This window comes from Paraburkholderia fungorum (genome assembly GCF_003610895.1).
In the GTDB taxonomy this organism is placed as follows: domain Bacteria; phylum Pseudomonadota; class Gammaproteobacteria; order Burkholderiales; family Burkholderiaceae; genus Paraburkholderia; species Paraburkholderia fungorum_B.
The window spans coordinates 1-13,266 of the sequence record NZ_MCAS01000004.1; the positions used below are offsets into that span (position 1 = coordinate 1).

The 13,266-nt window shown below is 63.3% G+C and carries 11 protein-coding genes; 9 read left to right on the forward strand and 2 right to left on the reverse strand.

Features of this window, described 5'->3' with window-relative positions:
• A protein-coding gene (locus BCY88_RS05160; protein ID WP_220669656.1) for an IS3 family transposase occupies nucleotides 1-1,116 on the reverse strand; the annotation gives its coding sequence in 2 pieces (ribosomal slippage) (nucleotides 1-858 and nucleotides 858-1,116; 1,117 coding nt annotated over the 2 pieces). This gene is flagged as partial in the annotation.
• Between the two features lie 513 nt (nucleotides 1,117-1,629).
• On the opposite strand from BCY88_RS05160, the gene BCY88_RS05170 reads away from it, so the two are divergent.
• The 5 genes from BCY88_RS05170 (at nucleotide 1,630) to BCY88_RS05190 (ending at nucleotide 6,933) form a co-directional block, all read left to right on the forward strand.
• A complete protein-coding gene (locus tag BCY88_RS05170) occupies nucleotides 1,630-2,709 on the forward strand; it encodes an LLM class flavin-dependent oxidoreductase (protein ID WP_120343235.1) in 1,080 nt (359 codons plus the stop codon).
• Nucleotides 2,710-2,720: 11 nt separating this feature from the next.
• On the forward strand, nucleotides 2,721-3,584 hold the full coding sequence (locus BCY88_RS05175) for a class II aldolase/adducin family protein (RefSeq protein ID WP_259461251.1): 864 nt from the start codon (nucleotides 2,721-2,723) through the stop codon (nucleotides 3,582-3,584).
• Nucleotides 3,585-3,597: 13 nt separating this feature from the next.
• Nucleotides 3,598-4,650 carry an ABC transporter substrate-binding protein gene (locus tag BCY88_RS05180; RefSeq protein WP_120343236.1) on the forward strand — a complete coding sequence of 351 codons (1,053 nt, stop codon included), beginning with the start codon at nucleotides 3,598-3,600 and terminating at the stop codon, nucleotides 4,648-4,650.
• A gap of 76 nt (nucleotides 4,651-4,726) precedes the next feature.
• Nucleotides 4,727-5,335, forward strand: a complete 609-nt coding sequence (locus BCY88_RS05185) for a cysteine dioxygenase family protein (protein WP_120343237.1) — start codon at nucleotides 4,727-4,729, stop codon at nucleotides 5,333-5,335.
• Nucleotides 5,332-6,933, forward strand: coding sequence for a rhodanese-related sulfurtransferase (locus BCY88_RS05190; protein WP_120343238.1), 1,602 nt, complete (start codon nucleotides 5,332-5,334; stop codon nucleotides 6,931-6,933). The genes BCY88_RS05185 and BCY88_RS05190 overlap by 4 nt, the downstream gene beginning before the upstream one ends.
• A gap of 76 nt (nucleotides 6,934-7,009) precedes the next feature.
• Here BCY88_RS05190 and BCY88_RS05195 read toward each other — a convergent pair whose 3' ends face one another.
• Entirely contained in the window at nucleotides 7,010-7,921 is a 912-nt protein-coding gene (locus BCY88_RS05195) for a LysR family transcriptional regulator (RefSeq protein WP_120343412.1), read from the reverse strand.
• 197 nt (nucleotides 7,922-8,118) lie between these two features.
• Between BCY88_RS05195 and BCY88_RS05200 the strand changes: the two genes are divergently transcribed.
• The 4 genes from BCY88_RS05200 to BCY88_RS05215 all read left to right on the forward strand — a co-directional run bounded on the left by BCY88_RS05200 (nucleotide 8,119) and on the right by BCY88_RS05215 (nucleotide 12,451).
• Nucleotides 8,119-9,114 carry an ABC transporter substrate-binding protein gene (locus BCY88_RS05200; protein WP_120343239.1) on the forward strand — a complete coding sequence of 332 codons (996 nt, stop codon included), beginning with the start codon at nucleotides 8,119-8,121 and terminating at the stop codon, nucleotides 9,112-9,114.
• A gap of 28 nt (nucleotides 9,115-9,142) precedes the next feature.
• The gene (locus BCY88_RS05205; RefSeq protein ID WP_120343240.1) at nucleotides 9,143-10,333 is read left to right on the forward strand and encodes an acyl-CoA dehydrogenase family protein; all 1,191 of its coding nucleotides are present in this window, start codon (nucleotides 9,143-9,145) and stop codon (nucleotides 10,331-10,333) included.
• A 593-nt stretch (nucleotides 10,334-10,926) separates the two neighbouring features.
• A complete protein-coding gene (gene bamE, locus BCY88_RS05210) occupies nucleotides 10,927-11,478 on the forward strand; it encodes an outer membrane protein assembly factor BamE domain-containing protein (protein ID WP_120343241.1) in 552 nt (183 codons plus the stop codon).
• 19 nt (nucleotides 11,479-11,497) lie between these two features.
• A complete protein-coding gene (locus BCY88_RS05215; protein WP_120343242.1) occupies nucleotides 11,498-12,451 on the forward strand; it encodes a patatin-like phospholipase family protein in 954 nt (317 codons plus the stop codon).
• The last annotated feature ends 815 nt before the right edge of the window (nucleotides 12,452-13,266 follow it).

A 13,266-nucleotide genomic window follows, 5' to 3' on the forward strand; every position in this document is an offset into this window, starting at 1 on the left:
ATCGTGCCGGTGGCAGACCGTCTGCCGCTGAATGGATGCGCCTGTAGTTATAAAAGTCGTCGATGTAGGCCCCGATGTCGCGTTCCGCATATGCGTGGTCGGGGTACCCTTTATCGTCGATCCATTCGCTTTTGAGACTTCTAAAGAAGCGCTCCACCGGCGCGTTATCCCAGCAGTTCCCCTTTCTGCTCATGCTCTGGATGATGCCGTTTGCCTTCAGCTCGTTCACGAAGTGCGCGCTGGTGTACTGGCATCCCTGATCCGAGTGGAACATCAGGCCCGGTGGCGGCCGTCGATGCTCGCGCGCCTGCTGCAAAGCCCTGATAACCAGTACCGTATCGGGCAGTTGCGCAAACGCCCAGCCGACGATACGGCGTGAATACAGATCCATCACGATGGCCAGATAGGACCAGCCCTGAAGCGTTCTCACGTACGTAATATCGCCCGCCCATACCTGATTGATCGACGACGGCTCGAACCGACGCTCAAGCAGGTTGGGAGCCACCAGCGCTTCACCGTCAGTCTTGCGATAACGGTGCGTTCGTCGTCGCGCCACCGCCAGTTGTGCCTCGCGCATCAGCGATCGGGCACGGTAACGCCCGATCGCGTGGCCTCGCTGCTGCAAGGCCTGAGCCATTCTGCGACTGCCATAGCTGGCGCGGCTTTCGCCGTGAATTTCGCGCACCGCCTTGAGCAGCGCGGGCGCAGCAGCAACTCTGGCGGGCCGTGTGGAAACGGCGTAATAGCTGCTTCGAGGCACCTTCAGCAGCTCGCACATCACGCTCACCGGCCAGGCCTTCTTCAGCGAATGGATCACTTCGATGAGCGATCCATTTCCTTGACGAAGAAGGCCGTGGACTTTTTTAGGATCTCGCGCTCCCTTTCGAGCTCGATCACCCGCGCCTCCAGTTCCCGGATGCGTCGCTGGTCGGCCTTGACCTGAATCTCAGTGCGCGGCGGCTCAGCCTGTTCGGCCCGCCACTGCGCAACCCATCGCCGCAAGGCCGTGTCTCCTACGCCCAGCGCCTCACAGGCCTTGGAGAATGAATAGCCCTGGGCAACCACCAGTTGCACCGCTTCAGCCTTGAATTCGTCAGTTATGTTCCGTCTGCTCATCTCTCACCTCAGTTGGAGAATTATCCCCTTTAGAGGTGTCCAGGACCATTGGACCACTACAGTGCCGCCCCGCACAGGGGCAACGCTAATAAACCAATAGCAAATCAAGGAAAGGCCAAAGAGTAAGTGCCGCCCCGCACAGGGGCAACGCTAATAGACCACTAGCAAAGCAAGGAAAGGCCAAAGAGTAAGTGCCGCCCCGCACAGGGGCAACGCTAATAGACCAATAGCAAATCAAGGAAAGGCCAACACCACAAAACCACAACCAAACCAGACCACAGACAAAACAAGGAAAGACCAAAAGAAGTCAGAACAAGCCCCCCCCAACTCCGTAGGCAAACAGCACAAAACCCCAACCCGTTACATGCAAACCCGATATAGATATGTCCGATCAATATTTAACAACCGCATGTAGCGCTGCTACCTTAAACCCTTCGAACGGAGCAAAGAAAAGCCCCCAGCAAAAGCCCCAGCCCCGCCGGGCAAAAAACACCACTTAGGGAGACACACACCGTGTCCATCGAATTCATCGGCATGATCCAGACCCGCAAGGTGTCTGAAACCCACGCACCGCAAGGTCCGGTCGTCGACATCGGCTATGTCGAACAATTCGCCCGCGCACACGAAGCCGCGGGCTTCGACCGTATCCTCGTGCCGCATCATTCGACAAGTCCCGACGCGCTTCTCACCGTCGCCCACGCGGCCAGCGTCACAAGCACGGTGCACTTCATGCTCGCGCATCGCCCAGGCTTCGTCGCGCCCACGCTCGCCGCGCGTCAACTGGCTACACTCGATCACTACTCGGGCGGCCGTCTCGCCGTCCACATCATCTCCGGTGGCGACGACGCCGAACAACGCCGCGACGGAGATTACCTTTCGCACGACGAACGCTACGCCCGCACCGACGAATACCTGCACATCCTGCGCCGTATCTGGACCGAGACGAAACCCTTCGATCACAACGGGCAGTACTACCGCTTCGAACAAGGCTTCTCCGAAGTGAAACCCGTGCAGCAACCGCATATCCCCGTGTACTTCGGCGGGGCGTCGGCACCCGCGCTCGAAATCGCCGGCCGTCACGCGGACGTCTACGCACTATGGGGCGAATCGAAAGCGCAAGTACGCGAACAGGTCGCCCGTGTACGAGCCGAAGCCGCCAAACACGGCCGTACAGTGCGCTTCTCCGTGTCGTTCCGGCCCATTCTCGCCGTTACCGAGGCGGCCGCGTGGGAGCGCGCGGAGCACATCCTCGAAGAAACCAGGCGGTTACGTGCGGCGCAAGGGCTCGGTGTCGGCGGCCCGGCGCAAAGCGAAGGTGCGCGGCGCCTGCTCGCGGCATCCGGTGAATCGGATCGTGTCGATGAACGTCTGTGGACCGGCGTCGCCAAGGAAATCGGCGGACGCTCGAATTCGACGGCACTGGTCGGCACGCCCGAACAGGTCGCCGACACGCTCGCGGAGTATTACGCGCTCGGCGTCTCGACTTTCCTCGTGCGTGGCTTCGATCCGCTCGAAGACGCAATCGACTACGGCCGTGAACTGATTCCGGCCACCCGTGAACGGATCGCGCGCGTCGAGCGCGTGGCCGCCTGAACGGAGCCGCGATGACCGATCTGTCCGCCGCGCTGCAAAACACCCCGGCGCCGCAAAGCGCCCCCAAACTGCACACCACGCCGGATACAGCGCCGCTTCAGCGCCACGCGCCGCTGCGCAAATTCTGGTTCGACGAGGTTCCGCCGCGTGAAAGCATCGCGGCAGAACGGCGCTACCGGCAAGAACGGCTTGCCGTGGCGTTTCGCCTGTTCGCGCGCTATGGCTTCGATCAGGGTCTCGCGGGCCACATCACCGCGCGCGATCCGGAATGGCCCGATCACTTCTGGGTCAATCCGTTCGGCAAGCATTTCAGCCGTATCCGTGTGTCCGATCTGCTGCTGGTGAATGCGGAAGGGGAGATCGTGGTCGGCGAGGGGCCGCTGAATCAGGCTGCTTTCGCGATTCATGCGGCGATTCACGAGGCTCGCCCCGACGTGGTCGCCGCCGCGCACACGCATTCGCTGTACGGCAAGGCATGGTCGACGCTCGGCCGCACGCTGGATCCGCTCACGCAGGACTCGTGCGCGTTCTATCAGGACCACGCATTGTTCGACGACTTCCGCGGCGTCGTGCTCGATACCGATGAAGGCGCGCGTATCGCCGCCGCGCTGGGCGAGCGCAAAGCGGTGATCCTGAAGAATCACGGCATTCTCACGGCGGGGCCGAGCGTCGAGGCGGCGGCCTGGTGGTATATCGCGCTCGATAACGCCTGCCATGCGCAATTGCTCGCCGAAGCCGCCGGCACGCCGCAGGCCATCCCGCACGATATCGCCACGCTCACGCACGAGCAGGTAGGCCGCCCGGGCGGCGCGCTGTTCGCGTTCGAGAGCCTGCTGGAAGGGCTGGTCGAAGCCGAGCCTGACGTCCTCACCTGAACGGCCCCACAAGATGACCCAACGTTTCGATTCGCCGGTTTCGCTCCGGCGCCGCCGGTTCGTGTCCGCGCTGCCGGCGGCCGCGTTGCTCGGCGCGGCAGGCACCGGACTGATTTCGACTGCCGCTATGGGCGCCACGCCGGCTGCCGGCGAGCAAGCCGATCCGCACGTCGACCTCAGCAAGGTCCGTTTGCGCGTCGCGACCTACAAAGGCGGCGACGCCACGCTGCTGAAAACCGCAGGCCTTGCGGATACGCCTTACGCCATCGACTGGTCCGAGTTTCAGTCCGGCAACGCCATGGTCGAGGCCATGAACGGCGGCTCGCTCGACATCGCCTCGGGTAGCGAGATTCCACCGATCTTCGCGCGCCTGCAGAACGCCCAGGTCCGCGTGATCGCCGTCTATAAGGACGACGTCAACAATCAGGTCGTGCTGGTCCCGAAGGGTTCCACGGTACGCTCGATCGCCGAGCTGAAGGGCAAGCGCGTCGGCTATCTGCGCGCCACCACGACGCATTACTACCTGCTGCGCATGCTCGAAGAGGCAGGGCTTTCGTTCAACGATATTCAGGCCACCTCACTTGCGCCGCGCGACGGCTTCGCCGCGTTCAACGCCGGTTCGCTCGATGCCTGGGCGATCTATGGCTACAACGTGCCGCTCGCGATCTCGCAAGCGGGCGCGCGCGTGCTGAAAAACGCCAACGGCTATCTGTCTGGCAATTACCTGTACTACGGTCACCCGTCGGTGCTTGCCGACGCGCAGCGGCGCGCGGCATCGGCGGATCTGCTGGTGCGGCTGCAGCGCGCCTGCGCGTGGTTCGGCCAGCATCAGGATGCGTACGCCAAGGTGTTGTCCGCCGAGTTGCGCGTGCCCGAGGAGGCGATCCGCTCGCTGTATCGCAACCAGAGCCAGCCATGCCGCGTGACCGGCGTCACGGCAGCGGACATCGCGAGCGAGCAGCAGGTTGCCGACACCTTCGCGCGTGCGGCGGTAATCGACCGGCACGTCGACGTTGCACCGTTGTGGACCGACACCTTCAACGCCGCGCTCGCCCGCGGTGCGTAACCGGATGTACCCCATGAACGTACCCGAACGTACCCAGGCGTAATCGGATCAAGCCACCCTACCTTCTGATCATTCGATGACTCAAACCCTGAGGCCGGACCGGCTGCGCACGTTCGTCGGCCGGATTGCATCGCTCGTCGACGAACATGTCCCCGAAGCCCATCTGCTCGAAGCGGGCGGCGCCGCACTGCGCGAACTGATCGCCCACGACGACTGGTTGCCCGACGCCTTCGCGCAACCCGATCCCGAGCGCTACCAGCAATTCCTGCTGCACGCGGATTCGCGGCAGCGTTTTTCAATCGTCAGTTTTGTCTGGGGACCGGGTCAGTCGACGCCGGTACACGATCACACCGTATGGGGTTTGATCGGCGTGTTGCGTGGTGCGGAAATTGCTCAGGGATATCGCATCACGTCAGGCGGCGCGCTGGAAGAAGAGGGCGCCGCAAAGCGCCTCGATACCGGCGCCGTGGATGCCGTGTCGCCAGACATCGGCGATATCCATCGCGTGAGTAATGCTTTTGGCGACCGTACGTCGATCAGCATTCACGTGTACGGTGGGAATATTGGCGCAGTGACGCGTTCCGTCTATCCTGCGGGCGGCGGGCGCAAAACTTTTATCTCCGGTTATTCGAATGACGTGTTGCCGAATATCTGGAATGTCTCGAAGGAGTCCCTGATCTCATGAGTTTCGCTAAAGAGTTCCGTACCCGCTCATTCAAAGACGTGCGCCGCGCACTGCTCGAACGCGAGGAAATCGCGCTCGTCGATGTGCGCGAGGAAGATCCGCACGCGCGCAGCCATCCGCTGTTCGCGGCCAATCTGCCGCTGTCGCGGCTCGAACTGGACGCGCCGGTGCGCTTGCCGCGCCGCGACGTGGCGCTGGTCGTGTTCGACGACGGCGAAGGGCTCGCCGAACGTGCCGCGAGCCGTCTGAGCGAGCTGGGCTATACCGACATCGCGCTGCTTGACGGCGGTTTGCAAGGCTGGCGCGCGGCGGGCGGTGAGTTGTTCCAGGACGTCAACGTGCCGAGCAAGGCGTTCGGCGAACTGGTCGAAAGCGAACGCCATACGCCGTCTCTTGGCGCGCCACAGGTGCTGGCGCTCCTCGATCACGAAGCCGATGTGGTGGTGCTCGACGCACGCCGCTTCGATGAATACCAGACCATGAATATTCCCGGCAGCGTCAGCGTGCCGGGCGCGGAACTGGTGCTGCGCGCGCGGCAACTCGCGCCGAACCCCGCCACGCGGATTGTCGTCAACTGCGCGGGGCGTACGCGCAGCATCATCGGCGCGCAGTCGCTGATCAACGCAGGTGTGCCGAATCCGGTTGCGGCGCTGCGCAATGGCACCATCGGCTGGACGCTTGCGGGCCAGGCGCTCGCGCACGGCAGCTCGCGCCGCTTCGAGCCGATCGTCGATGACACGCTTCGTCTCGCCGCCGCCGATTCCGCGCGCGAGGTGGCCGATCGCGCGAGGGTGGCACGCACCTCGCGCGACGAAGCGCGCCGCTGGGCCGACGAAGCGGTACGCACCGTCTACCGTTTCGACGTGCGTACGCCGGAGGAATACGAAGCGGGGCACGTGCCCGGTTTTCGTCACGCGCCCGGCGGCCAGCTTGTGCAGGAGACCGACATGTTCGCGCCCGTGCGCGGCGCGCGCGTGATCCTTGCCGACAACGACGGCGTGCGCGCGAACATGACCGCCTCGTGGCTCGCGCAGATGAACATCGAGGTGTATGTCGTAGACGGCTTGAGCAACGCGGACTTCGCCGAGAAAGGCCCTGCACCCGCGGCGCGCTATGCGCCCACGCCGCCCGAAGTCGATGAGATTTCACCCGCTGGACTGGCAGCGCTCCTGCAGTCGCCGGGCACGGCCGTATTGGATTTCACGACCAGCGCCAACTATGTGAAGCGCCATATTCCGGGCGCGTGGTTCGCGATTCGTGGGCAACTCGAGCAGGCGTTGCGCAAGCTGCCGGAGGCGCAACGTTATGTGGTGACCTGCGGCAGCAGTCTGCTTGCGCGCTTCGCCGCGCCTGAGCTGGCGGCGTTGACGGGTAAGCCCGTGCAGGTGCTAAGCGGAGGCACGAGCGCGTGGATCGAAGCGGGTCTCGCCGTTGAAAGCGGTGAGACGCGTCTGGCATCGCCGCGCATCGATCGGTATCGTCGCCCGTATGAGGGAACCGATAACGCGCGCGAAGCGATGAACGCCTATCTGGAATGGGAGTACGGGCTCGTCGCTCAACTTGGGCGCGATGGCACGCATGGTTTTCGCGTGCTCTGAGGCGCTAGCTTGAGCGAAGCAGGTGAGGCGGGCTACGCCGACGAATCAGCCGAAGCAAGCAAAGTCAGCGCGTGGCTCAAGCCGCGCGCTGTGCACGCGCTTCCTTGAATTGCCGCTCGATTGCCGCGCCGAACTGCTCGACCGGCTGTTGCAATTTGCCCAGCACGCGCGGGTGCACGAGCCAGATGTCGATGAGCGGCTTGAAGTCGCTAATCGAGACGATGTCGAGCGCGTTTGCGTGGGTGCTCGCCTGCAGCAGCGGCAACGGCACGAGTCCAAGGCCGTTGCCGTCGGCAACCAGTTGCAATTGCAGTTCAGTGCCGAGCGTTTCCAGATTGAGCTTGAGCGCGAGCCCCAGGCCCGTCAGCGCGCGTTGCAGTCCGTCGCGAAAGCCGCAACCATCCGGATTCAACACCCAGCCGATCGATTGACATTCCGCCAGCGTATGCGCGCGCTTTTTCAACGCGCCTTTCTGCGCGACCACCGCCAGCTTGATGCGGCCAAGCGAGCGCGCCGACAAGGTCTCGCCGAAGGTCTTGTTGCTCGGCAGCAGGATCGCGGCAGCGTCGAGTTCGCCCTGTTCGACGCGTTGCAGCAGCTGGCTGCCCCAACCGGTTGAAGCCCGCGCCTGCAGATCGGGGTAGGCCGCCTTGAGACCGCGCATCGCGTCGGTGAGTGCGATATCGGCAATCGTCTGCGCGACGCCGAGGCGCAGCGTGCCGACCGGAGGTGTGTCGGTGGCGACGATTTCGCGCAGCACGTCGAGTTCGCGCTGGATCACGCGGCATTGTTCGTAGACGATGCGGCCGGTTGCGGTCGCCTTGAGCGGACGCGTGTTGCGGTCGAGCAATTCGACGCCGAGCGCCTCCTCGAAGTTCTGCAGGCGGCGCGTGATCGCCGGTTGCGTGAGGCCGAGCGACAGGGCCGCCTGTTGCAGCGACTGGCAGCGAATGACGGTGACGTATGCGTCGATTTCGTCGATCTTCATGATGAACGGTGGCTCAATGAGTGCGCTATGGATGCAGCGTTTTGTGCGTCCGATGATACCCGTATCGATGCGCGCGCATGCGCGGGTGCTCAAGAAAATTCGCATATTTGCTTAGCAGAATAATGCGTTTGTCTTATACAGATGGGTGCCTTATCGTCGATGGCACATCATCCGGATGCCACGACGCTATCGCCGCTATGCAGACTTCCCGCTCATCTTTGTTCACCTTATCAACCCTATCCGTCTTGCAACGCGCGTTGTCCAAACCGCTCGGCGCGGCAATATTCGCTTTGTGCGCGACCGTGAGCGCAACGCAGTCTCATGCCGCGGATCTGCCGGTGCTCAAAGTCGGCGACCAGTCTTTGCAAACGCGCGGCATTCTTGAGGCGTCCGGTCAACTGAAAGACCTGCCGTACAGGATCGAGTGGTTCAACTTTCCAGCGGCGCAACCGCTCGGCGAAGCACTGAATGCCGGCGCCGTGGATGTCGGTGGTCTGGGCGATGCACCGCTGGTGTTCGCGCTCGCGGCCGGCGCCCGCGTCCGGGCCGTTGCGGCAACGCGGTCGAATCCGCTGGATCTGGCGATCGTCGTCGGCGTACATTCGCCGTTGAACGATGCGGCGAGCCTGAAGGGCAAACGCATCGCCACCACGCGCGGGTCGATCGGCCACTATCTCGCGCTCGCGGCACTGAAGAAGGCCAATGTGCCACTGAGTGACGTCTCGTTCGTCTTCCTCGCACCCGCCGATGCGAAGGCGGCGCTGGCGTCGGGCAGCGTCGATGCATGGTCGGTGTGGGACCCGTACACGGCACTTGGCGAAGCGCGCGATCACGATCGCATCATCGCGAACGGTGTCGGCCTTTCCGAGGGACTCAGCTACCAGGTCGCGACCGAACGCGCGATCGCGGACAAACGCCCGCAACTTGCGGACTTCCTGCGACGCGTGGCGATCGGCCAGCGTTGGGCGCTTTCGCATCCCGACGAAGTGGCGGCGATGCAATCGAAAGTCACAGGCTTGCCGACCGATGTGCTGAAAACCGTCTATCAGCGTGGCCAGGTGCATCCGGTGGCGATCGACGACAGCGTCGTCACCGCACAGCAGCGCACGGCCGATACGTATGAAGCCGCCAACGTGATCCGTGCGCATCTCGACGTTCGCGCGAGCTTCGATCGCAGCTTCCCTTTGCCTTGATGCCGGCGCGCTTTCCTGGAGACCTTGTATGAATGCCCCGATTGCCGAAAGCGCGGTGACACGCCGTCATCCACCGCTCGATAGCGATGCGTTCGACGCTTTGCTGGCGCGGCTCACGAACGAGTTCGCAGCCGGCGCGGCTCACTACGACCGCACGGCGGAATTTCCGCATGCCAATCTCGCACGCCTGCATGAATTCGATCTGCTCTCGCTGACGGTGCCCGCATCGCTCGGCGGCGCGGGGGCGAGCTTGCCGCAGGCCTTGAAGGTGGTGCGCGCGGTGGCGCGCGGCGAGCCTTCCACCGCGCTGGTGCTGGTGATGCAGTACCTGTTTCATCATCGTTTGCAGGGCAATCCGCACTGGCCCGCCGAATTGCGCGAACGCGTGGCGCGCGACGCGGTGCACGACGGCGCGCTGATCAACTCGCTGCGTGTGGAACCCGAACTGGGTTCGCCGGCACGCGGCGGCTTGCCGTCGACTATCGCGAAGCGCAGTGCCGATGGCTGGATCATCGACGGCAGCAAGCTGTACTCCACCGGCAGCCCGGGTCTCACCTGGCTCGCGGTATGGGCGCGCAGCGACGAGACCCCGCCGCGCGTCGGCGTGTGGCTGGTGCATCGCGATACGCCCGGCGTGCGCGTCGGCAGCGAATGGAATCATCTCGGCATGCGCGCCACGGGCAGCCATGAACTCGTGTTCGACAACGTGCTGGTGCCAGCCAGTCATGCGGTTGACGTTCATCTGCCCGGCGCGCCGAGTGCCGGACTCGACCCGCTCGGTTTTGCGTGGATGAGCGTACTGTTGTCCGCGGTGTATGACGGCGTCGCGCGGGCCGCGCGTGACTGGTTCGCGCAATGGGCCGCCGGGCGCACACCAGGCAGTCTCGGCGCGCCGCTCGCGAGCCTGCCCGCGTTCCAGCAGACGCTCGGCCGCATCGACGCGCTGCTGTTCAGCAATCGCGTGTTGCTCGACGCAAGCGCGCATGCCGAACGCGTGACGCTCGACGAAGCGCCGCTCGTCAAATACACGGTGACGAATCAGGCCATCGAGGCCGTGCAACTGGCCGTCGAGGTGAGCGGCAATCCCGGCTTGAGTCGTGACAATCCGCTCGAGCGCCACTATCGCGACGTGCTGTGCGCGCGGATCCATACGCCTCAGAACGATTCGGTGCTGCAGGGGGCGGGGCGCGCGGGTTTCGCGGCGTGGGTTCGCGCGTGACAAGGGGCGTGCGATCCACACATAAGCCACACACAGGCGGCACACAAGCCGGCTGCGCCGACGGCGCGGCGCAGGGCGAATCATCTGCCGATTTGGTGTAAACGCGCACTCGTCTAAATCCGCCAATCCGTTTAGATTAGCTGCACCTGTAAGGCTTATCGAGGGACCAGGGCGGCCAGACAAGCAGCGGTCTGCCATTCCGGCGATGGCGCAAGGTTAGAGGCCAAGGTCTCTCGCCGCTTCGCCCGGAAACGGACCGCTGCGCGCCGTCCACGGTGCTTCGCTTCAGGCGGCTGGCTGGCCGCTTTCACGTTTGCGCCAGCTCCTGCGCCTGATCTCGCGTCTGACCCGCGCCTAACCCTGTCGGCCGTACCCGGCGATTCTGGCGACGCTTTGCACAGCGTCGCTTTTTTGCGTGTGGCGCCCGTTTTCACGGGTTTCGCCCCTCAGCCAGAACATCACACCGCACGACGGCTTTGGACCCCGTGCCGCTCTCGCTCGCGGTTTTTTCCGTGCGCGGTTATCCTGTAGTAGACCCTACATAACGGGACGCGGGCGAAATTACCGCTGCGCGTCCGTACAGGAAACTCGCTGTGAGCCTGAAACTGCTTACTGTCGCCATGCTGGCCGCGTGCGTCGCGCTGACCGGTTGCGACGACCAACAGAGCGATCGCGCCGTGCAAAAACTCAAGGACTTCTTCAACGCCGTCAAGCCGGATGCGTTACTGCTCAAGAATATGACGCCGGGGATCACCACCGAGGCGCAGGTCCGCGAGCAGATGGGCAAGCCGGAAACCGAGCGTACATTTACCGACGGCTCGAAGCGTTTCGAATATCCGCGCGGCCCGCAGGGACTGAACACGTATATGGTCGATATCGACCGTGACGGCAAATTGCAGGCGATCACCCAGGTGCTGACCGCCGACAACTTCGCGAAGATTCGCGTGGGCATGACCGAAGACGAGGTGCGGCGCCTGCTCGGCAAGCCTGGTCAGATTGCTGTGTTTCCGCTGAAACCGGAAACCGTGTGGAGCTGGAAGTGGCGTGAGCGGGGCGTGACCGAAGAGGGCATTTTCAACGTGCACTTCGATCAATATCAGAAGGTGTACACGACATCGCGCTCGGATGTGATACGTGGGCGATAGCCGATAAAAGGCAGGCAAAATGATACATCGACGTCGGTACAGCCGTATCGGGCTGGTGTTGGGGGGCGGCGCGGCGCGAGGCTGGGCGCATATCGGCGCGATTCGCGCGTTGCACGATGCGGGCATCAAGCCGGATGTGGTGTGCGGCACGTCGATCGGCGCGCTGGTGGGGGCGATCTACGCGAATGGCGACCTCGACTGGCTGGAGGAGTGGGTCTCGCGGCTCACCTGGCAGACGGTGGTGCGGCTGCTTGATCTGCGGCTATCGGGCGGATTGCTTGGCGGGCGCAAGGTGATCAAGTTATTCGCGGACAAATTCAACGGCTGCTCGATTGCCCAGTTGAACATGCCGTTTGCGGCGGTGGCTACCGAGCTCGATTCGGGGCGCGAGAGCTGGTTGCAGGACGGCAGCGTGGTCGACGCGGTGCGTGCTTCGATCGCGATTCCGGGGATTTTCACACCGGTGTTTCACAACGGCGTGTGGCTGGTGGATGGCGGTTTGAGCAATCCGGTGCCGGTTTCGGTGGCGCGCGGCATGCGGGCGGACTGTGTGATTGCTGTCGATCTGAACAACGACATTCTGAATGGCCGCGATTTTGACAGTGCGGTGGTTGATACGCCCGCGCTCGATCCGGCTGGGCCGCCGCCGGGGTCGTTGCGGCGTAACGGCAAGCCTTGGCCACGTTGGCTGGCGCCTGCTGAAGGGCGCGTTTCCGACGATGTGCGTGTGCCGCCGGCGCCGAGTGCGCGTGTGCCTTCGATGCTGAGCTCGATCGCGCAGAGTATCGACATCATGCAGGTGCGGATTACGCGGAGTCGCCTGGCTGGCGAGCCGGCCGATATTCTGATTCAGCCACGGCTGGGGGGAATGGGGATTTTTGATTTTCATCGGGCTGGGCCGGCTATTGAAGAGGGCCGGGCGGCGGTGGAGGTTATGTTGCCGGCGATTCGGGCTCGGTTGGGGATTGGGTGAAGGTTTTTTTGCCTGTCCAGGCTGGGGTGGGCCTTCGCGGCGCTTGTTTTGTCTGTTTGCCTATGGCATTGGTCTTTCCTTGTTCTGGTTTTTTTGGCCTTTCCTTGCTGTGTTATTGGTTTATTAGCGTTGCCCCTGTGCGGGGCGGCACTTACTTTCTTTGCCGCCGCAAAGAAAGATAAGCAAAGAAAGCGGCTTCACACCGCCAGCCCATAAGCGGGTCCCCCGCACAGCCACGGTAGTGGTGCATCTGGAATCTGTGTTCTCGCACATTCGGCGCTCGTGACAAGGGTGTCATACTTCCGGCGGCGCTGCGCGCGCCGAAGCGCGGTTCGAGAACCAGCGCGTTTTTCGACACATCGCCGAGGCGAAGCCGATGGCCCCCGCTACGCGAAACGACCCCCCTGGTTTCCCATGCAGACCCATCCGCGACGCACGCAGTGCGGAGTGGGAGCGGATGAATGCTTTGTCACTTGCGCGGAGTGTGCGAGGGCACAGATTCCAGATGCACCACTACCGTGGCTGCGCGGGGGACCCGCTTATGAGCTGGCGGTTTGAGCCGCTTTCTTTTGCCTATCTTTTCTTTGCGGCAGGCAAAGAAAAGTAGGTGCCGCCCCGCACAGGGGCAACGCCAATAGACCAATAAGAAATCAAGGAAAGGCCAAAGAAGCCGGAGCAACCAAAGCCGAAAGCAGCCAAAACACCGAAACCCCAACACCGTAGGCAAACAGCCAAACAATCGCCGAGCAGGCAAACAACCAGTCCACCGCCTATCAAAAAAGCGACTCAAAACTTGCTAAATCGCCCCAGCGCGC